21 protein-coding genes are annotated in these 18,374 nt (G+C 58.7%); 10 read left to right on the forward strand and 11 right to left on the reverse strand.

All coding sequences use genetic code 11. The features are described from left to right. Positions 1-59 precede the first annotated feature (59 nt). From FHX06_RS09890 to FHX06_RS09900, 3 genes are read left to right on the forward strand one after another with little or no spacing between them, the layout of a single operon-like run. Positions 60-1,262 (forward strand): GNAT family N-acetyltransferase, encoded by a 1,203-nt coding sequence (locus tag FHX06_RS09890; RefSeq protein ID WP_183879067.1) that lies wholly within the window; start codon positions 60-62, stop codon positions 1,260-1,262. Between the two features lie 51 nt (positions 1,263-1,313). Next, positions 1,314-1,742 carry an HIT family protein gene (locus tag FHX06_RS09895; RefSeq protein WP_037106265.1) on the forward strand — a complete coding sequence of 143 codons (429 nt, stop codon included), beginning with the start codon at positions 1,314-1,316 and terminating at the stop codon, positions 1,740-1,742. A 59-nt stretch (positions 1,743-1,801) separates the two neighbouring features. Continuing rightward, on the forward strand, positions 1,802-2,092 hold the full coding sequence (locus tag FHX06_RS09900) for a Dabb family protein (protein WP_112547841.1): 291 nt from the start codon (positions 1,802-1,804) through the stop codon (positions 2,090-2,092). Between the two features lie 64 nt (positions 2,093-2,156). Here FHX06_RS09900 and clpA read toward each other — a convergent pair whose 3' ends face one another. The 6 genes from clpA to FHX06_RS09930 all read right to left on the reverse strand — a co-directional run bounded on the left by clpA (position 2,157) and on the right by FHX06_RS09930 (position 8,019). Next, positions 2,157-4,649: an ATP-dependent Clp protease ATP-binding subunit ClpA gene (clpA, locus tag FHX06_RS09905; RefSeq protein WP_112547842.1), complete on the reverse strand. Its 2,493-nt coding sequence runs from the start codon at positions 4,647-4,649 to the stop codon at positions 2,157-2,159. 10 nt (positions 4,650-4,659) lie between these two features. Then, positions 4,660-5,010 carry an ATP-dependent Clp protease adapter ClpS gene (gene clpS, locus FHX06_RS09910; RefSeq protein WP_112547853.1) on the reverse strand — a complete coding sequence of 117 codons (351 nt, stop codon included), beginning with the start codon at positions 5,008-5,010 and terminating at the stop codon, positions 4,660-4,662. A 262-nt stretch (positions 5,011-5,272) separates the two neighbouring features. Then, positions 5,273-5,641 carry a phasin family protein gene (locus tag FHX06_RS09915; RefSeq protein ID WP_113013608.1) on the reverse strand — a complete coding sequence of 123 codons (369 nt, stop codon included), beginning with the start codon at positions 5,639-5,641 and terminating at the stop codon, positions 5,273-5,275. 286 nt (positions 5,642-5,927) lie between these two features. Then, entirely contained in the window at positions 5,928-6,131 is a 204-nt protein-coding gene (locus FHX06_RS09920; RefSeq protein ID WP_007827403.1) for a DUF3126 family protein, read from the reverse strand. A gap of 137 nt (positions 6,132-6,268) precedes the next feature. Beyond that, positions 6,269-7,102, reverse strand: a complete 834-nt coding sequence (gene cysE, locus FHX06_RS09925) for a serine O-acetyltransferase (protein WP_113117129.1) — start codon at positions 7,100-7,102, stop codon at positions 6,269-6,271. A gap of 131 nt (positions 7,103-7,233) precedes the next feature. After that, positions 7,234-8,019 carry an alpha/beta fold hydrolase gene (locus FHX06_RS09930; protein ID WP_183879069.1) on the reverse strand — a complete coding sequence of 262 codons (786 nt, stop codon included), beginning with the start codon at positions 8,017-8,019 and terminating at the stop codon, positions 7,234-7,236. A 146-nt stretch (positions 8,020-8,165) separates the two neighbouring features. Here FHX06_RS09930 and FHX06_RS09935 point away from each other — a divergent pair, with 146 nt between their 5' ends. Both FHX06_RS09935 and FHX06_RS09940 read left to right on the forward strand, forming a co-directional pair. Further along, positions 8,166-8,411, forward strand: a complete 246-nt coding sequence (locus FHX06_RS09935; protein WP_112547845.1) for a zinc-finger domain-containing protein — start codon at positions 8,166-8,168, stop codon at positions 8,409-8,411. A gap of 28 nt (positions 8,412-8,439) precedes the next feature. Further along, positions 8,440-9,588 (forward strand): FAD-dependent monooxygenase, encoded by a 1,149-nt coding sequence (locus FHX06_RS09940; protein ID WP_183879071.1) that lies wholly within the window; start codon positions 8,440-8,442, stop codon positions 9,586-9,588. A 15-nt stretch (positions 9,589-9,603) separates the two neighbouring features. Here FHX06_RS09940 and FHX06_RS09945 read toward each other — a convergent pair whose 3' ends face one another. Then, complete coding sequence (locus FHX06_RS09945) at positions 9,604-10,794, reverse strand: cystathionine beta-lyase (RefSeq protein WP_183879073.1); 1,191 nt, start codon at positions 10,792-10,794, stop codon at positions 9,604-9,606. A 380-nt stretch (positions 10,795-11,174) separates the two neighbouring features. Here FHX06_RS09945 and FHX06_RS09950 point away from each other — a divergent pair, with 380 nt between their 5' ends. From FHX06_RS09950 to FHX06_RS09965, 4 genes are all read left to right on the forward strand, one after another. Next, the gene (locus FHX06_RS09950; RefSeq protein WP_112547847.1) at positions 11,175-12,200 is read left to right on the forward strand and encodes an amino acid ABC transporter substrate-binding protein; all 1,026 of its coding nucleotides are present in this window, start codon (positions 11,175-11,177) and stop codon (positions 12,198-12,200) included. 104 nt (positions 12,201-12,304) lie between these two features. Continuing rightward, positions 12,305-13,507 (forward strand): amino acid ABC transporter permease, encoded by a 1,203-nt coding sequence (locus FHX06_RS09955; RefSeq protein WP_183879075.1) that lies wholly within the window; start codon positions 12,305-12,307, stop codon positions 13,505-13,507. Between the two features lies 1 nt (position 13,508). Beyond that, entirely contained in the window at positions 13,509-14,654 is a 1,146-nt protein-coding gene (locus FHX06_RS09960) for an amino acid ABC transporter permease (RefSeq protein WP_112968470.1), read from the forward strand. Between the two features lie 15 nt (positions 14,655-14,669). After that, positions 14,670-15,443 carry an amino acid ABC transporter ATP-binding protein gene (locus FHX06_RS09965; protein ID WP_112968471.1) on the forward strand — a complete coding sequence of 258 codons (774 nt, stop codon included), beginning with the start codon at positions 14,670-14,672 and terminating at the stop codon, positions 15,441-15,443. A 63-nt stretch (positions 15,444-15,506) separates the two neighbouring features. Here the strand turns inward: FHX06_RS09965 and FHX06_RS09970 are convergent, their stop codons facing one another. After that, positions 15,507-16,238: a hypothetical protein gene (locus FHX06_RS09970; protein ID WP_113013606.1), complete on the reverse strand. Its 732-nt coding sequence runs from the start codon at positions 16,236-16,238 to the stop codon at positions 15,507-15,509. 274 nt (positions 16,239-16,512) lie between these two features. Then, positions 16,513-16,686 carry a hypothetical protein gene (locus FHX06_RS09975; RefSeq protein WP_183729581.1) on the reverse strand — a complete coding sequence of 58 codons (174 nt, stop codon included), beginning with the start codon at positions 16,684-16,686 and terminating at the stop codon, positions 16,513-16,515. A 188-nt stretch (positions 16,687-16,874) separates the two neighbouring features. Between FHX06_RS09975 and FHX06_RS09980 the strand changes: the two genes are divergently transcribed. Continuing rightward, a complete protein-coding gene (locus FHX06_RS09980; RefSeq protein ID WP_112545716.1) occupies positions 16,875-17,399 on the forward strand; it encodes a DUF992 domain-containing protein in 525 nt (174 codons plus the stop codon). Between the two features lie 14 nt (positions 17,400-17,413). Here the strand turns inward: FHX06_RS09980 and FHX06_RS09985 are convergent, their stop codons facing one another. Continuing rightward, complete coding sequence (locus FHX06_RS09985; protein WP_113202938.1) at positions 17,414-17,689, reverse strand: hypothetical protein; 276 nt, start codon at positions 17,687-17,689, stop codon at positions 17,414-17,416. Positions 17,690-17,753: 64 nt separating this feature from the next. Further along, positions 17,754-18,284, reverse strand: coding sequence for a DUF4231 domain-containing protein (locus tag FHX06_RS09990; protein ID WP_112545717.1), 531 nt, complete (start codon positions 18,282-18,284; stop codon positions 17,754-17,756). Positions 18,285-18,374 lie beyond the last annotated feature (90 nt).

Here is an 18,374-nt window from a genome sequence, read left to right on the forward strand (position 1 = left end):
ATCGTGCGCAGACTGGGAGGGAGCCCGCTCCCTCCTCCCAACGGCTTCGCATTTGCTTCATGACAGACGAATCGTCAGACGAACTTTCCATTCGCATCGAGCGATCATTCACCGCGATTTCCTCCGAGCGCTGGTCCAGGCTTTCGGGAGCATCGAGGGCGTGCGACACCGTCGCCTATAACCCCTTTGTCTCGCATGCCTTTCTCTCGTCGCTGGAAGAATCCGGCTCGGCCACCGCGCAGACCGGCTGGCTCGGCCACCACATGCTTCTGGAGACGGACAAGGGTGAGCTCGTCGGCGCCCTGACCGGCTATCTCAAGAACCACAGCCAGGGCGAATATGTCTTCGACCATGGCTGGGCCGACGCTTTTGAACGGGCCGGCGGCAGCTATTATCCGAAGCTGCAATGCTCGATCCCGTTCACGCCCGCGACCGGTCCGCGTCTGCTGGTGGCCGACGGATTTGCAAGACTGCCGATTCAGAATGCCATGGCGGAAAGCCTCAAGGAGGTGGTGCGCCGCCTCGATATTTCCTCGGCGCATATCACTTTCGTGCCCGAGGACGAGATGTCGGTCTTCGACACCGACGGCTATCTTCATCGCACTGACAAGCAGTTCCATTTCATCAATGAAGGCTATGCCAACCACGATGAATTCCTGGAAACGCTCGCCTCCCGCAAGCGCAAGGCACTCCGCCGGGAGCGTCGAACGGCGGTGGAGAACGGCATTACCATCGACTGGCTGACGGGACGGGATCTGACCGAAAAGATCTGGGACCAGTTCTATGCCTTCTACATGGATACCGGCGGCCGCAAATGGGGGCGGCCCTATCTGACGCGCAAATTCTATTCGCTGATCGGCGAGCGGATGGCTGACGACATCCTGCTCGTCATGGCAAAACGCGATGGCCGCTATGTTGCAGGCGCCATCAACTTCATCGGCGGCGATACGCTCTACGGGCGGCACTGGGGCTGCATCGAGGACCATCCCTTCCTGCATTTCGAGGTCTGCTACCATCAGGCCATCGATTTCGCACTGGAAAAGGGCCTCAAGAAAGTGGAGGCCGGCGCGCAGGGCGAACATAAGCTTGCCCGCGGTTACCTGCCGGTGACAACGCATTCCGCCCATTACATCGCCCATGCGGGATTGCGGCGTGCGGTTTCCGACTATCTCGAGCGCGAGCGAGAGGATGTCGAATACATGAATGAGATCCTTGCCGAGCATACGCCCTTCCGCAAGGGCGAACGGCTGCAGGAGGATTGACGCGCTTGGCTCCGCCGCGCTACGCGATGGGAAACACGAGGAGATTTCGCCATGACCAGCGCCGCCTATGACGACAACAATATCTTCGCCAAGATCCTGCGCGGTGAAATCCCGTCACATCGCGTCTACGAGGACGACAAGACCGTTGTCTTCATGGATGTGATGCCGCAAGCGCCGGGCCATGTTCTGGTCCTTCCGAAGGCACCTTCCCGCAATATCTTCGATGCCGACCCCGCTTCCCTTTCCCATACGATCACCGTCGTCCAGAAAGTCGCCAATGCGGTCAAGGAAGCCTTCGACGCTGATGGTGTGTTCATCGCCCAGTTCAACGAGCCGGCGGCGGGCCAGACCGTTTTCCACCTGCATTTCCATGTCATCCCTCGGCACGAGGGCGTGGCGCTCAAGCCGCATTCTGGCAAGATGGAGGACGGCGCCGTGCTTGCCGCCAATGCAGAGAAGATCAAGGCGGAACTCGCGTAACGGAAACGCCAGCCCATTTTTCGAAATGCCAAGTTGCTTCATTGATTTAGGAGAAAACCATGATCCGCCACACTGTTGCGTTCCGCCTCAAGCACCCTGCCGGATCCGCTGAAGAGAAGGCTTTCCTGGGAGAGGCGCTGACGCTCAGGCAGATCCCGAGTGTCAGAAATTTCGAGCAACTGCGCCAGACGAGCCCGAAGAACGATTTCACTTTCGGCTTCTCGATGGAGTTCGACGATCAGGCTGGCTACGACGCCTATAACGTCCACCCGCTGCATGTGGCCTTCGTGCGCGATCGCTGGGTGCCCGAGGTCGCGGATTTCCTCGAGATCGACTACGCGAAGCTCTGAACATTCCGCTAAAAACAACAAAGGCCGCTTCTCAGCGGCCTTTGTTTATTATCAGTCCCGAAGCTTACTTCTTGCGCGGAACCTTCGGAACCGTCGAGCCCTTCTTGGGAGCGTCGCGGACTTCAGGCTCAGGCTGCGGCACGGTCTTCGCCTTCGTCTTCTTGACCGGCTTGGTCTTCAGCTCGCCATCATCCTCGTCGATCGCTTCCGGATGAACCAGTTCGGCTTCCGGCTTCGGCTTGATGGGCGCCGTTTCCGGAATGGCTTCCAGAATGAGGCCGGGTTTGCCGTCTTCCTTCGTGCCGACGGTGACATTGACGACGCCACCCTTCTTCAGCTTGCCGAAGAGGATTTCGTTCGCCAGCGGCTTCTTGATGGCATCCTGGATCACGCGGGCAAGCGGGCGGGCGCCCATCTTCTCGTCGTAACCCTTTTCCGACAGCCAGGCGATCGCATCCTCGTGCAGGTCGAAGGTGACGTTGCGTTCGGAGAGCTGAGCTTCCAGCTGCATGATGAACTTCTGCACGACCTTGTGAATGACGGCCGTCGGCAGCGGCGCGAACGGGATGATCGCGTCGAGGCGGTTGCGGAATTCCGGCGTGAACAGGCGGGTCAGCGCCTCTTCGTCTTCGCCGGTACGCTTGGACGAACCGAAACCGATCGCGGCCTTGGCCATTTCCGAAGCGCCCGCGTTGGTCGTCATGATCAGAACGACGTTGCGGAAGTCGATCTTCTTGCCGTTATGGTCGGTCAGCGTGCCGTGGTCCATGACCTGCAAGAGGATATTGTAGATATCCGGATGGGCCTTTTCGATTTCGTCGAGCAGGACCACGCAATGCGGATGCTGGTCGACGCCATCGGTCAGAAGGCCGCCCTGATCAAAACCGACATAGCCGGGAGGCGCACCGAGCAGTCGGGAAACCGTATGCCGCTCCATATATTCCGACATGTCGAAGCGCAGCATCTCAACGCCCAGCGAGGCGGCAAGCTGCTTGGCGACTTCCGTCTTGCCGACACCCGTGGGGCCGGAGAAGACGTAAGCACCGATCGGCTTGTTCGGCTCGCGCAGGCCGGCACGTGCCAGCTTGATCGAGGTGGACAGGGCTTCGATCGCCGTATCCTGACCATAGACCACCGAGCGCAGTTCCTGCTCGAGATTGGCAAGAACGGCTTCGTCGTCCTTCGAGACGGTCTTCGCCGGGATGCGGGCCATCGTCGCAATCGTCGCTTCGATCTCCTTTTCGGTGATCAGCTTGCGGCGCTTTGACGGCGGCAGCAGCATCTGGGCCGCACCGGTCTCATCGATGACGTCGATCGCCTTATCCGGCAGCTTGCGGTCCGAGATGTAACGGGCCGACAGTTCGACAGCCGTCTTGATCGCCTCGTTCGAGTAGCGCAGGTGGTGGTATTCTTCGAAATAGGGCTTCAGACCCTTCATGATCTCGATCGCATCATCGATCGACGGCTCGTTGACGTCGATCTTCTGGAAGCGACGGACCAGAGCCCGATCCTTCTCGAAGAACTGGCGATATTCCTTGTAGGTGGTCGAACCGATGCAGCGGATCGCTCCCGAAGACAGGGCGGGCTTCAAGAGGTTCGAGGCATCCATGGCGCCGCCCGACGTTGCACCCGCACCGATGACGGTGTGGATTTCGTCGATGAAGAGCACAGCGCCCGGATATTCTTCCAGTTCCTTGACAACCTGCTTCAGGCGCTCTTCGAAGTCGCCGCGATACCGTGTACCGGCAAGCAGCGTGCCCATGTCGAGCGAGAAGATGGTGGCGTCAGCCAGTGCTTCCGGCACCTTGCCTTCGACGATGCGCTTGGCGAGGCCTTCAGCAATGGCAGTCTTGCCGACGCCGGGATCCCCGACATAGAGCGGGTTGTTCTTGGAGCGGCGGCACAGGATCTGGATGGTCCGGTTGACCTCGGCGTGACGGCCGATCAGCGGGTCGATCTTGCCACCCTTGGCCTTCTCGTTGAGGTTCACGCAGTAAGCCTTCAGGGCGTCCTGCTGCTTCTTCGGCCCGCCTTCTTCCTCATTGCCGCCGCGTGCGGTCGGCTTGGATTCGGACTCATCCTCAGCGCCGCGCGGCGGCCGGTTCTCGGATGCGCCGGGGCGCTTGCCGATCCCATGAGAGATGTAATTGACGGCGTCGTAGCGGGTCATTTCCTGCTCCTGCAGGAAATAGGCAGCATGGCTTTCGCGCTCGGCGAAGATCGCAACCAGCACGTTGGCGCCGGTTACTTCCTCGCGGCCCGAAGACTGGACATGGATCACCGCACGCTGAATGACGCGCTGGAAGCCGGAGGTCGGCTTGGAGTCCTCGTCATAACCGGTGACCAGGTTGGAGAGTTCGTTATCGACATATTCCAGGAGCGTTTTACGGAGCGCGTCGAGGTCGACATTGCAGGCACCCATGACCGCAGCCGCATCGGCATCGTCGATCAGGGCGAGCAGCAGATGCTCGAGCGTCGCATATTCATGATGCCGCTCGTTGGCAAAGGTCAGTGCCTGATGGAGCGCCTTCTCAAGACTAGGCGAAAATGTTGGCACGTTCAGTTCCTCACTTCTTTTCCATGACGCATTGCAGCGGATGCTGATGCTGCCGGGCAAAGTCCATCACCTGGCTCACCTTGGTCTCCGCTACCTCGTATGTGAATATTCCGCATTCGCCGACGCCATGGTTATGGACATGCAACATGATGCGGGTGGCACTTTCCCGATCCTTTTGAAAAAAACGCTCCAGGATATGGATGACGAATTCCATTGGGGTGTAGTCGTCATTCAAAAGCAGTACGCGATAAACGTTGGGCTTCTTGGTCTTCGGCTTGGTGCGCGTGATGACCGAGGTTCGATTTCCGTTGTCCCCGTTCCTTTCGCTGTCGTTCTGCATCCGGATCGGTTTGGCGATCATTTTCATTCATTCCTCAATCAATCCGGCGAGCAGCATGGGAGGGGTGCTTTCCCGCCGAATATCTGAAACACTAAGGTAGTTCATAATAGAGCGATTTTAAGCCCCTTGTTTCCGACTGCAATCACAATTCCGCAGGACTTGACGCAAAGGCCAAAAAAGTCTGCGTAAAAACCGGAGCATGCTTCGGGAAACAAAAAAGACCGGCCGCAAATGCGGTGCCGGTCTTTGATTTTCAATAGGTGGGGCGCGATGCGCCACCGATTTATGCGGCGGCAGGGGTTACCGGAGAGGCTTTCGAGACCTTGGCGGCAGCGGCAGCCATCGGCGTCTCGTAGGGCTTATAAGCATTTTTGGCGAGGTCGGCATACATTTCGCCGAGCCTGGTCGCCTCAGTGATGAAAGCCTCATAGGAAGACTTCGCATAACTGGTCTGCAATTCGAAGGCCGCCTCGAAGCTCTTTACGCCCGACAGCGTCTCGAAATGGGTGACGGCATCCTGAAAGGACTTCTTGGAATATTCGGCCGCCTCAGAGGCGATTGCCTGAAAACCCTTGGCGGTATCGGAATAGCTCTTGAGCACCGAGTCCACGGTTTCCTTGCTCTTCCGGTTCGCATCGTCGAAATTGAACATGACCATCCTCCAATTGGCTGTTGCAGGCAGAGGGTAGCTGCAGCGCACAAAGAGTCAAGTAGTCTTGTGCATTGCAAAACATCCAGTGGTTGCAGTCAGTATTCACGCCAGAGACCGAATTTTTGGGCACGTCCGTCTTTTATTGATTTTGCTAAAATATATCAGCCGCATGCAACCGCAGGGTTAGCAGAAATTTTGGCGAATACGCCCATTTGGCGGCGGCCGTCCAACAAAAAAGCCGCGCATCGCCCGGCGATGCGCGGCTTTTGATCAACGTGACGTTCGATCAGAGATCTACGTCGAGAATTGCCATCGAGAAATTGTAGGAACGGTCGCCGTCCTCGTCGTCGATGTAGATGACGCCCAGAAATTCTTCGCCAATATAGACTTCCGCGGAGTCGTTCTTGCGCGGGCGCGCCTTCACCACGATCTGCGGATTCAGCGTGCGTTTGAAATAGGCGTCGAGCTTCTTGATTTCTTCTGGCTTCACTCTCTCATCTCCGTAAGCGATCTCGGTTGGCCGCTTCTTGCACAGGTAAAGCGGCGCTGTAAAGGTCGCGAGATCCTGTTAGCAATGACTGTCCCTGCCAGGATCTAGGCGCTTTTCCGCATTTTTCCAATGAAGGCTCAGATATCTGCGCCGATAACCTGATCCATGACACGTGCCGGCTCCGAGCAGCCTGCCTCGCCGACGACCTTGGCGGGCACACCGGCCACTGTCGTCTTGGGCGGTACCGGCTTGAGCACGACCGACCCGGCGGCAACACGCGAACAGAAGCCAATCTCGATATTGCCGAGAATCTTGGCACCCGCGCCGATCATCACGCCCGTTCCGATCTTCGGGTGGCGGTCGGCGCCCTCCTTGCCGGTGCCACCGAGTGTGACGCCGTGCAGAATGGAGACGTTGTCGCCGATGACAGCCGTTTCGCCGACCACGAGGCCGGTCGCATGGTCGAGGAAGATACCCTTGCCGATGCGGGCGGCCGGATTGATGTCCGTCTGGAAGACACTGGAGGAGCGGCTCTGCAGATAAAGCGCGAAATCGCGACGGCCGCGGTTCAGCAGCCAATGCGCCAGCCGGTGCGTCTGCAGGGCGTGGAAGCCCTTGAAGTAGAGGACGGCTTCCATGAAACGCAGGCAGGCGGGGTCGCGATCATAGACTGCCTGAATATCCACGCGCAGGATCGAGCTCCATTCCGGCCAGTCGTCGAGCATTTCCTCAAAAGTCTGGCGCAGCAGGTTTGCCTGCATGTCGGGATGGTCGAGGCGCTCGCAGATGCGATGGATGACACATTCTTCAAGCGAGCGATGGTTGATGGCCGTCGAATAGAGGAAAGCCGCCAGCACCGGATCGCTTTCCGCCGCAAGGCGCGCTTCTTCTCGCAGACTGTCCCAGATAGGATCCATCACTTTCAGCGGATGGGCTGCGTCCAGCGTGCGGATATCCGTCTTAGCGACCATTTCCGGCCTCCTCATTTCCCGTTGGGATGCGATTATATAGAGGAAAACGCCGATAACATAAATGGGTGCCGGGGGCACACCGATTCAACGCTTTTTCCTGGAGATCACGTTTATGTCACCCGCTGGCGACATCAGCCGACAGCAACCTTTGCATAGAATTCCAGCACGGCTTTTTTGAACACCCGGTCACCCACGGCGAGCATGTGGTCGCGACCGGGGATATCCAGCGCTTCGGCGTCGGGCATCAGCGCCGCGAGCTCCTGGGGGGAACCAGCAATATCGTCCTTGGTTCCGACCCCGATCAGGGTGGGCGCGTCGATCTTGCCCATGTCAGCGCGGGCGACAAGATCACGCGAACCCTTGATGCAGGCGGCAAGCGCCTCGCGGTCACTCTTCGTCTGGTCGGCAAAAGCACGGAACATCTGGCCACGTGGGTGGGTGACATCGGCCAGAGAAGGGGCAAGCAGTGCATCGGCGATCGGATCCCAGTCGCCCACTCCGTCGGTCATGCCGATACCGAGGCCGCCGAGTACCAGCGAGCGGACGCGGTTCGGATGGGCAAGTGCGGCAAAGACGGAGATGCGGGCGCCCATGGAGTAGCCCATCAGATTGGCCTCGGGGATACCGAGATGATCAAGCAGAGCGATCGCATCGCCCGCCATGAACCACGGCCTGTAAGCTTCGGCATTGCGCGGCTTGTCGCTGGCGCCATGACCTCGGTTGTCGATGGCGATGACACGATAGCCGGCATCACCCAGCGTCTTCAGCCAGCCCGGATGAACCCAATTGACGTTGGCTGATGAGGCGAAACCATGAATCAGCAGCACCGGCGGGCCGGAGGGATCGCCCTCATCAAAGAAAGCGAGTTTCAATCCATCATGCGTGAAGCTTGAAAATGCAGGCGTATTCAGGTTCATCGGGCCGTCCTTATTTGGCGCGACCATAGTCGAGTGCCCCCCAAGCGGGAAGCCAAAAACTCGCAGGGGAGCCATGCTTTGGCACTACACTTTTGTTTCGAAGGCCTATAAGGTCCGCGCAGAATTCAAAGCATTCGGAGACAGACATGGCCGGCCACAGCATTCCCCACTTCCAGAACGACGGCGGTCACCGCGTTATCGAAGTCGGCGTCAAGGAATTCATGTGCACCGGCGCATCCGTTCCCTTCGATCATCCGCATATCTTCATCGATATGGGCGACGACAATGAGAAGGTCTGCTCCTACTGCTCGACCCTCTATCGGTACAACGCCTCGCTGAAATCCAACCAGACCAACCCGCCGGGCTGCGTCTTTCACGTCAAGGCGGCGTAATTTCCCTCTTCTATAGATCGGATATCCCATGCCGGTCGAACATGCCGCCATCATCGGCGCCGGAATTGCGGGGCTAACAGCCGCTCTGGCGCTTGCGCGACGGGGCATCAGCTCGGATATTTTCGAACAGGCGACCCAACTTGCAGAGGTGGGTGCCGGCCTGCAAATCTCTCCCAATGCATCGCGCGTGCTTGCCGAGCTCGGTGTTCTCGACGAGCTGACCGGCGTCTGGCTCGAGCCGCAATCCATCCGGTTGATTTCGGGTAGTTCGCTGCGCGAACTCGCTGCGGTTCCTGCCGGGAGCTTCGCCAGGAATCGCTGGGGAGCACCATACGGCGTCCTGCACCGCAAGACGCTTCAGAAGGCGCTTCTGGATGCTGTTGGCATCAATCCGCTCTGTACGCTCCATTTGGGAACGCGCTTCGAGTCGGATCTGCCGCAGGGCCAGCGTCCGGCCGATGTCGTCATCGGCGCTGATGGGGTCTGGTCGAGGTTGAGGCAGGCAATACCAGGCGCCCCTGCCCCGCAATTCTCGGGAAATGTCGCCTTTCGCTTTACCATCGCAGAAGGAGAGGCACCCGGGTTTCTCGATCCTACCAGCGTCTCGGCCCTGCTCGGCTCATCGGCGCATATGGTCTGCTATCCGCTGAAGGAAACCGGCGGCTTCAACATGGTGGCGATCACCGCCGGCAATATTTTACCGCAGGCCTGGCAAGGCGAACCGACACAGGGTCAGATCGAGTTTCTCCGGTCACGCTTCCGCCGCTGGCATCCGTCTGTTACCGGCTTGCTCGGACGGCACAGCGACATCACTTTTTGGCCACTGTTCGAAGCGACGCCGGGCAAATGGCAGGACGGGAACAAGACCGTGCTGATCGGCGATGCCGCACATGCCATGATGCCCTTTGCGGCCCAAGGCGCAGCAATGGCAATAGAGGATGCATTCGAGCTCGCAGCCTTCCTCGCAACCCGCCCGGTTTCCGAAGCCATCCCGCTCTTCGAACGGCATCGAACGCCCCGCATCGCCAAGCTGCGTCAGCGCGGCGCCTTCAACCGTTTTGCCTATCATGCAAGCGGACCGATCCGGCTCGGCCGGGATATTGTCCTGTCGCTGAAACCGCCGCAAAGCCTCGCGGCGGATCTCGACTGGATTTACGGCTACCGCCCTGTCGGCTGATCCGACAGCGGTTGATCAGACGGCGTTTGCCGCCGCAAAACCGCGCTCGATGTCAGCCTTGAGATCAACGATATCCTCAAGACCGATCTGCAGGCGAATGACGGGGCCTTCGACCGGTGCCTTGGCGATCTTGCGGTCAGAGAGATTGACCAGCACGGCGAGACTTTCATAGCCGCCCCAGGAATAGCCGAGCCCAAAATAGGAGAGTGCATCGAGGAAGGCATGCGCCTTCGGCTTTGCCTTCTGCGGATCATTGACATCAAGCACGAAGGAGAAGATGCCACTGGCACCCTTGAAGTCACGTTTCCAGATATGGTGCGACGGGAAGCTCGGCAGAGCCGGGTGCAGGACGCGGGCAACCTCCTCGCGGTTTTCGAGCCACGTGGCGATCGAAAGCGCGCTTTCGTAGTGGCGCTCCAGCCGGATGCCCATCGTGCGCAGGCCGCGCAGGATCTGATAGGAATCGTCGGGCGCGCCGCAAAGGCCGAGCGTGCCATGCGTCTCGATCAGCCTCGGCCAGTGCTCGGCATTGGCTGAAATCGTTCCCATCAGGATGTCGGAATGGCCCGACGGATATTTGGTAGAGGCATGGATGGACACATCGACGCCGAAGTCCAGCGGCCGGAAGTACAGAGGCGTGGCCCAGGTGTTATCCATCAGGACCACGGCGCGGTGCTTGTGCGCCACAGCCGCAATGGCCGGGATATCCTGCATCTCGAAGGTGTTGGAACCAGGGGCTTCGGTCAGCACGACCGTGGTGTTCGGCTTGAAGAGCGCTTCGATGCCCGCCTCGATCGCCGGGTCGAAGTAGTCGACTTCGACACCCATGCGCTTAAGGACAGTATCGCAGAAATGGCGAGTGGGACCGTATACGGAGTCGACAATAAGGACGTGATCGCCTGCCGCTACATAGGCAAGGATAGCGACAGTGACGGCGGCGAGGCCGGAAGGCACAAGCACAGTTCCGGCCGAACCTTCGAGCGCATTGATTGCCTCGACAAGGGCGTCGGTCGTCGGCGTCCCGCGGGTGCCGTAAGTGTATTTCTTGTTGCGCGTCTCCATGGACTTGGCATCGGGAAAGAGCACGGTGGATGCACGCACCACAGGCGGGTTGACGAAGCCATGATAGTCGCTGGGATCATAGCCGATATGGGAAAGACGGGTATTGATGCCGGCGCCCGGCAGGAGACTGTCTAGATCTTTCATTTGGGAAATGGCCTTCTGGCGAGGGTATGCGAAGCCCGAACTTTTGAACCCCGTCGCCATCAGGGTCAACCCCTACAACTTGACGTGATCGTCTCGCCTTGCGAAGCCGCCGACGTTTGACCTCGCGATTTTAGCGCCATTTTTCCTCACCTTGGCGCCCAATTTCTAGCCAAATGCCCATGCGTACAGCGTAATCTGTCAAAATGCTGAAATTTGCCGCAATTATTGGCCGCGACACTTGACCATAGTGACATTTGCGACTGTGATAGACCCACTCGCGCCGGGAGGGTTGCGGGAAACGGGGAGGCACACGGGCAATTTCAATTCGGCCGCTCCCCAATATGATAAAATATAAGACAACGGAAAAAAGGTTGGGAAAAATGAAGTACAAGCTCCTGTCCGCAGCTGTCGGCGCAGCAGTTTTCGCTCTTGGCGCTTCGGCCGCTTCGGCCACAACTCTCGGAGACGTAAAGGCAAAAGGCTTTGTTCAGTGCGGCGTCAACACCGGTCTTGCCGGCTTTGCTGCTCCTGACGCGTCCGGCAACTGGTCGGGCTTCGACGTCGACTTCTGCCGCGCGGTTTCCGCTGCGGTCTTCGGCGATCCCAACAAGGTGAAGTTCACCCCCCTCAGCGCCGCCAACCGCTTCCCTGCCCTGCAGTCCGGCGAAGTCGACGTGCTCGCCCGCAACACGACCTGGACCATCAACCGCGATACCGCGCTCGGCCTGAACTTCCGCTTCGTCAACTATTATGACGGCCAGGGCTTCATGGTTCGCAAGAGCCTGAACGTGAAGTCGGCGCTCGAACTTTCCGGTGCATCGGTTTGCGTTCAGTCGGGCACCACGACCGAGCTCAACCTCGCCGACTATTTCAAGGCCAACAACCTGCAGTACAATCCGGTGGTCTTCGAGAAGCTTGACGAAGTCAACGCTGCCTATGACTCCGGCCGTTGCGACGTCTACACGACTGACCAGTCGGGTCTCTACTCACTGCGTCTGACGCTGAAGAACCCCGACGAGCACATGATCCTGCCGGAAATCATCTCCAAGGAGCCGCTTGCTCCGGCCGTTCGCCAGGGTGACGACCAGTGGTTCGATGTTGTCAGCTGGGTCGGCTATGCGATGGTCAATGCCGAAGAATTCGGCATCACGCAGGCCAATGTCGACGAGATGAAGAACTCGCCGAACCCGGATATCAAGCGCTTCCTCGGCGTGGAAGCCGATACGAAGATCGGTACCGACCTCGGCCTGACCAATGACTGGGCCTATAACGTCGTCAAGAATGTCGGCAACTATGGCGAAGTCTTCGAAAAGAACATCGGCCAGGGCAGCCCGCTGAAGATCGCACGCGGCCTTAACGCTCTCTGGAACAAGGGCGGCATTCAGTACGCTCCGCCGGTTCGCTAATCGGCCTCAGGCATGAAAAGCCGGAAAGGCGGGAAACCGCCTTTCCTCATCCTCCTATAAAAAAGCTCCGAAAAGGGGCGCATAACGTGGGGAATTGGCCAGGCATGACGCATCAAGTTGCGGATTCATCGTCTTTGACTCGGAGCGGCTGGAGCTTCCAGTCTGCCCTCTATGACCCGACAATTCGGGGCATCTTCTTCCAAGCTCTTACCATTGTCTTGCTGGTCGCACTGATCTGGTCGATTGCTCACAATACGGCAGTCAATCTGGCGCGCGCCAATATCGCATCGGGTTTCGGATTTCTAAACGGTCGCGCCGGCTTCGAAGTCGGCCAGTCGCTGATCCCTTATTCCAGTGATTCGACCTATGGCCGTGCGCTGCTCGTCGGCCTTCTGAATACTATCCTGATCGCCGTTACCGGCATCATCACCGCGACCATCATCGGTTTCATCATCGGTATCGGCCGCTTGTCGCGGAACTGGCTGATTGCAAAGCTCTGCACAGTCTATGTGGAAGTCTTCCGCAACATCCCGCCGCTGCTGGTAATCTTCTTCTGGTACTCGGGCGTTCTGGCGATCCTGCCCAACGCCCGTGACTCGCTGCATCTGCCGCTCGGATCATATCTGAACAATCGCGGCCTCGCCTTCCCCAAGCCGATCTTCGGCGACGGTTTCTGGCTGGTCGGCATTGCTTTCCTGGTCGCGATCATCGCCGCCATCGTCACCGCCCGGTGGGCGCATCGCCGGCAAGCGGCGACGGGCCAGCCCTTCCACACGATCTGGGTCTCGGTCGGCTTCATCGTCGGCCTGCCGCTCCTTGCCTTCCTCATCGCAGGTGCGCCGCTTTCCTTCGATTTCCCGGTCGCCGGCAAATTCAATTTGACGGGCGGTTCGGTGGTCGGCCCGGAATTCATGTCGCTATTCCTGGCGCTTTCCTTCTATACGGCTGCCTTCATCGCCGAGATCGTGCGCTCGGGCATTCGTGGCGTGCCAAAAGGGCAGACGGAGGCGGCGGCGGCACTCGGCCTGCATCCCTCAGCAATCACCCGCCTGGTGGTCATTCCGCAGGCTTTCCGCATCATCATTCCGCCGCTGAGCAGCCAGTATCTGAACCTCACCAAGAACTCGTCGCTGGCGATTGCCATCGGTTTTGCCGATCTCGTCGCCGTCGGCAGCACGACCCTCAACCAGACCGGTCAGTCGGTCGAAGTGATCCTGATCTGGGCAGTGATCTACCTCAGCCTCAGCATCCTCACCTCGCTGCTGATGAACTGGTTCAATGCCAAGATGGCCCTGGTGGAGAGGTAAGATGAGCAATAGTTTTGTCAGAACCACCATGCTGGCGCAGGAGCCGCCACCATCCGGAGAAAAGGGCGCCGGAGCCTGGATACGCCGCAACCTGCTTGCGACACCCAAGGATATCGTCCTCACCCTTCTGGCAGTGACCTTCCTCGCCTGGGCGTTGCCGCATGCCATCGACTGGCTGTTCGTACAGGCGGTCTGGACAGGCCCGGACCGCACCTTCTGTGCCACGACAGTTCAGGGCGGCATTCAGCCGGACGGGTGGAGCGGTGCCTGCTGGGCCTTTGTCAATGCCAAGTTCGACCAGTTCATCTACGGGCGCTACCCGCTCGACGAGCGCTGGCGCCCGACGCTGGTCGGCATTCTCTTCGTGCTCTTGCTCGTGCCGATGCTTATTCCATCAGTGCCGCGCAAAGGCCTGAATGCGGTCCTGCTCTTCATCGTACTGCCGGTCATCTCCTTCGTCCTGCTGTACGGCGGGTTCGGCCTCGAGGTCGTCGACACGCCGCTCTGGGGCGGACTGATGGTGACGCTGGTGCTCTCGTTTGTCGGCATCGTCGTCTCCTTCCCGGTCGGCATTCTCCTGGCTCTCGGCAGGCGCTCGCATATGCCTGTCATCCGCATGGTGAGCATCATCTTCATCGAGGTCGTGCGTGGAGTGCCGCTGATCACGGTGCTCTTCATGGCAAGCGTCGTGCTGCCGCTCTTCCTGCCGGCAGGCTGGACAGTGGACAAACTGCTGCGCGCGATCGTGGGTGTATCGATCTTTGCCTCCGCCTATATGGCCGAGGTCATTCGCGGCGGCCTGCAGGCAATCCCGAAGGGCCAGTTCGAGGGCGCCGATTCACTCGGCCTTGGCTACTGGCAGAAGATGCGGCTGATCATCATGCCGCAGGCGATCAAGCTGGTGATCCCCGGCATCGTCAACACCTTCATCGGCATGTTCAAGGATACGTCACTGGTATCGATCATCAGCATGTTCGATCTGCTTGGCATCGTTCGCCTCAACTTCACCGACGCCAATTGGGCAACCGCCGTAACGCCGCTGTCCGGGTTGATTTTCGCCGGCTTCACCTTCTGGCTTTTCTGCTTCGGCATGTCACGCTATTCAGCATTCATGGAACGTCATCTCGACACCGGCCACAAACGATAAAAAGAGGAACAAGCAATGGCAGAAGCCCAATCAAAAAAGATGACCGTGTCGGCGACCGATGTTGCCGTCGAGATCATCAATATGAACAAGTGGTACGGTGACTTCCACGTTCTTCGCGATATCAACCTCAAGGTCATGCGCGGCGAGCGCATCGTCATCGCCGGCCCTTCCGGTTCCGGCAAGTCGACGATGATCCGCTGTATCAACCGTCTGGAAGAACACCAGAAGGGTCAGATCATCGTCGATGGGACCGAGCTGACCAACGACCTCAAGAAGATCGACGAAGTGCGCCGCGAAGTCGGCATGGTATTCCAGCACTTCAACCTCTTTCCGCATCTGACGATCCTGGAAAATTGCACCCTGGCGCCGATCTGGGTGCGCAAGATGCCGAAGAAGCAGGCGGAAGAAATCGCCATGCACTTCCTGAGACGCGTCAAGATCCCGGAGCAGGCCAACAAATATCCGGGTCAGCTTTCGGGCGGCCAGCAGCAGCGCGTGGCGATTGCCCGCTCGCTCTGCATGAACCCGAAGATCATGCTGTTCGACGAGCCGACCTCGGCCCTCGATCCGGAAATGATCAAGGAAGTGCTGGATACGATGGTGGGCCTTGCCGAAGAAGGCATGACCATGCTCTGCGTCACCCACGAAATGGGCTTTGCGCGTCAGGTTGCGAACCGCGTGATCTTCATGGACCAGGGCCAGATCGTCGAGCAGAATTCACCGGCCGAATTCTTCGACAATCCGCAGCACGAGCGCACCAAGCTGTTCCTCAGCCAGATCCTGCATTAACAGGACCGATCTGAAATTATGTAAAACCCGCCGGTTGACGTGCCGGCGGGTTTTACATGCATTCTAGCGGGAGGCCGTGGAGCGCAGTAGGCCGCAAAGCCCTGCAAGGCCGGAATCATAGCCGCTGGAGACAGATATATCCCGGCAACGGATCAGCAGCTTACGCTGGTCATTGACCGGCATTTCACGAAATCGTTGAACGATAGCCGACTGGGTGCTGCCGCTCCCTGCGCCTGTGCCTGTGCCTGCGCCGCTACCATTACCAGCGCCTGAGGCTGCACCGGCACCGCCGAGTCCAAGACCGAGATTCAACCCGTTCGGGCCGAAAAGCGTAGATCCTGTTTCACCTCCACCGCCGATTCGGGCATTGACGTTTGCGCCCGTCCCCGAGCGCCCGAGCGCGCGGGCTTTGACGTCAGCGTTCAGTCCATTGCTTCCGCCGGCACCGAGATTGACATTGGCGTCGATGCCATCCCGACCACCGACGTCCGCATCCACGTGGGCTGCAACCCCGCGGCTGCCACCGACTGTCGCGTCTACGTCAGCATTGGCAACGCTGCTACCGCCGAGGGAGGCGTTGGCATCCGCATTGACGCCGTTGGCGCCGCCGGCGGAGGCGTTCGCGTTGGCATCCAGCCCACGCGAACTGGTTGACGCGCCGACATCAGCACTGATTCCTCCAACATTTGCGGAAACACCGAGATCGAGCGCTCGCGCAGCAGCGGCAGGCAGTGACAGGGCAATGCAGGCCGAGGCGAAAAGCGCAAGCGACCGTCTTTGAGAAATGCACTTCATGACTTCCTCCGTTTTTTGAGCCGGATAGTTCCGGCGATAAACCGAGGAACGCGCGTACCTTCGATCGAGCGAGCCAGCCGTAAGTGACGTAACCCGTTCGAATTAAACGCCGTAAGGTTGTGAATGTTTCAGGCAAGCATCTGGAAAGGCGGAATAGTTAGGGACCTCTAAAATTAATCTCATAGCCTGTTTCACAATGAGACACATACACCTTTCGGATGAGGGGCGACCGGCCTCTTCAGCCGGCCGCAATGCTCGCAGTTGTCCCTTTATGTCAGTTGCTACCGTCATTCGGGCGGGACTTGCGCGCTTCTGTGCTGCTGGAAGAAGCCGTTTTGCCATCAGGCTGCTGGCCGAAATAAGTTCCGCCAAGATGTCCTCCGGCACTGGTATTTTCTACCTGCCGCTCTGTTCGCTTGCGGATATCGTCAGCATTGGTCTTACTCATCCTAATCTCCATCGCTTGAAAAATGGACATCTGGACAACCGATGCGGGCCAATAGGGTTCCCTAAAAGACGACCGCGACAGCTTGGCATAGTCAGCTCCTGGAACCAAAATAACAGCAAAGACTTTCCTGCCTTGGTTATGACAAAGCCGACGCTATATCCTTCCTGCGATATCCATAGGAGATTGAGATGAAAAAGATACTCGCAACCACAATCGCTACAGCCGCACTGCTTCAGACCTTCGCCATGGGCGCCAGCGCCGCGGACATGGTACGGGCAAGCCCGGCTGTCGAACCGGATGTCAGCGGGGGCGTAAAGATCGGCTACCTCAGCTGCGATATCGGCGGCGGCGTCGGCTACCTGCTCGGCTCCTCCAAACAGATCGATTGCGTCTTCCAGCCGACAAGCAATGCCGAAGCGCCGGAGCACTATAGCGGCGCATTGCGCAAATTCGGCGTCGACCTTGGTTTCACGACGCGCGGCCGCCTCCTTTGGGCTGTCTTCGCCCCGACCGCCGGCTACCATCGCGGCTCGTTGGCCGGCCTCTACCAGGGCGCAACCGCTGAAGCGACGCTGGTTGGCGGCATCGGCACCAACGTTCTCTTCGGCGGTACGTCCGGCTCGATCCATCTTCAGGTCATCAGCGTCACCGGCCAGCTCGGCATCAATGTGGCTGCAACCGGCACTTCCATGACGTTGACGCCTGGCAGCTGAGACGGCGAAAAGGCTTAAAAAACAAGGCCGGCCGCGCATTCGACTGAGGTCGCGCGGCCGGCCTTGTTGTACCGGGCGATCAGCTTCTGGTATGGCGCGGACTTCTTGAGCGGCTTCTTCGGATCGAATTCGCCGTTCTCGACGCTCTCCTCGACGTCATCGATCATACGCACTTCCTTAGCGCGCTCAAGACGCGGTCCGATCGCGATTTTCGAATAGTGAAGCTCAAGCCGATCGGCGAGCCACTGGCGGTTTTCGAAACTGCGCTTGAAGCAGACACGGCGGATCATCCGTTCCAGATCTGGCGGATATGCACGCGGCAAACATTGCCCGGCCCCAGTGATAAGCAATCCTCTATTTGTCGGGTTGCTGCAAAGTCCTGAAAAAATCCTGCGTCTGCGCGTTTGAAGCGCTCTCGTAAGCCGCCCGAAGCGAATGGTAGTTTTGCTTCCAAGCATCATCACCTGGCACGAGACCAATTCGGTTGAACTTGTACTCATCACGCGCTCGCCTGATAGCCAACTTCGCGGTGTAGGCCGACGACCACTGATCCCCAAATTTATAGATCTGCTTCACACCCTCTATAATTGCAATTGCGAGCGTTATCAGCACACCGATTACTCCGAGCGCTGCGCCCGGGATTTTTAGCGCATCCGCCGCCGCGGACCCTGCAACGAAAACCGGCGCTAAAAGAGACAGAACCATCGTGGAAACGGTCAGTCTACGATGCCACTTTCCTGCTTTTTCGATTTGCTTGCGGTAGTAGTCGAGAGATTCAGAGATGATCCGCAGAAGCCGGTCTTCTTGCTCATCGTAACCAATCTGATCTGGCGTTAGTTTCGACGCCGGCACGGCAATCGGTGATAAGATTTGCGGTTCGCTCATATTGGCCCCTCTCGTTCAATTGGCGTTCCCCTGGTTCAATAAGGAAGCGCACAATCTGAGATTTGCCAATAGAAATGACACACTTCTTCT

Source organism: Rhizobium sp. BK512, assembly GCF_014194915.1.
Classification (GTDB): Bacteria; Pseudomonadota; Alphaproteobacteria; order Rhizobiales; family Rhizobiaceae; genus Rhizobium.

What these genes read in the sequence shown, in the direction of transcription:
- FHX06_RS09890 (WP_183879067.1), top strand. Translation starts at nt 60, where the DNA reads ATGACAGACGAATCGTCAGACGAACTTTCCATTCGCATCGAGCGATCA.
- FHX06_RS09895 (WP_037106265.1), top strand. Translation starts at nt 1,314, where the DNA reads ATGACCAGCGCCGCCTATGACGACAACAATATCTTCGCCAAGATCCTG.
- FHX06_RS09900 (WP_112547841.1), top strand. Translation starts at nt 1,802, where the DNA reads ATGATCCGCCACACTGTTGCGTTCCGCCTCAAGCACCCTGCCGGATCC.
- clpS (WP_112547853.1), bottom strand. Translation starts at nt 5,010, where the DNA reads ATGATCGCCAAACCGATCCGGATGCAGAACGACAGCGAAAGGAACGGG.
- FHX06_RS09915 (WP_113013608.1), bottom strand. Translation starts at nt 5,641, where the DNA reads ATGTTCAATTTCGACGATGCGAACCGGAAGAGCAAGGAAACCGTGGAC.
- cysE (WP_113117129.1), bottom strand. Translation starts at nt 7,102, where the DNA reads ATGGTCGCTAAGACGGATATCCGCACGCTGGACGCAGCCCATCCGCTG.
- FHX06_RS09930 (WP_183879069.1), bottom strand. Translation starts at nt 8,019, where the DNA reads ATGAACCTGAATACGCCTGCATTTTCAAGCTTCACGCATGATGGATTG.
- FHX06_RS09935 (WP_112547845.1), top strand. Translation starts at nt 8,166, where the DNA reads ATGGCCGGCCACAGCATTCCCCACTTCCAGAACGACGGCGGTCACCGC.
- FHX06_RS09940 (WP_183879071.1), top strand. Translation starts at nt 8,440, where the DNA reads ATGCCGGTCGAACATGCCGCCATCATCGGCGCCGGAATTGCGGGGCTA.
- FHX06_RS09945 (WP_183879073.1), bottom strand. Translation starts at nt 10,794, where the DNA reads ATGAAAGATCTAGACAGTCTCCTGCCGGGCGCCGGCATCAATACCCGT.
- FHX06_RS09950 (WP_112547847.1), top strand. Translation starts at nt 11,175, where the DNA reads ATGAAGTACAAGCTCCTGTCCGCAGCTGTCGGCGCAGCAGTTTTCGCT.
- FHX06_RS09955 (WP_183879075.1), top strand. Translation starts at nt 12,305, where the DNA reads ATGACGCATCAAGTTGCGGATTCATCGTCTTTGACTCGGAGCGGCTGG.
- FHX06_RS09960 (WP_112968470.1), top strand. Translation starts at nt 13,509, where the DNA reads ATGAGCAATAGTTTTGTCAGAACCACCATGCTGGCGCAGGAGCCGCCA.
- FHX06_RS09965 (WP_112968471.1), top strand. Translation starts at nt 14,670, where the DNA reads ATGGCAGAAGCCCAATCAAAAAAGATGACCGTGTCGGCGACCGATGTT.
- FHX06_RS09970 (WP_113013606.1), bottom strand. Translation starts at nt 16,238, where the DNA reads ATGAAGTGCATTTCTCAAAGACGGTCGCTTGCGCTTTTCGCCTCGGCC.
- FHX06_RS09975 (WP_183729581.1), bottom strand. Translation starts at nt 16,686, where the DNA reads ATGAGTAAGACCAATGCTGACGATATCCGCAAGCGAACAGAGCGGCAG.
- FHX06_RS09980 (WP_112545716.1), top strand. Translation starts at nt 16,875, where the DNA reads ATGAAAAAGATACTCGCAACCACAATCGCTACAGCCGCACTGCTTCAG.
- FHX06_RS09985 (WP_113202938.1), bottom strand. Translation starts at nt 17,689, where the DNA reads ATGATCCGCCGTGTCTGCTTCAAGCGCAGTTTCGAAAACCGCCAGTGG.
- FHX06_RS09990 (WP_112545717.1), bottom strand. Translation starts at nt 18,284, where the DNA reads ATGAGCGAACCGCAAATCTTATCACCGATTGCCGTGCCGGCGTCGAAA.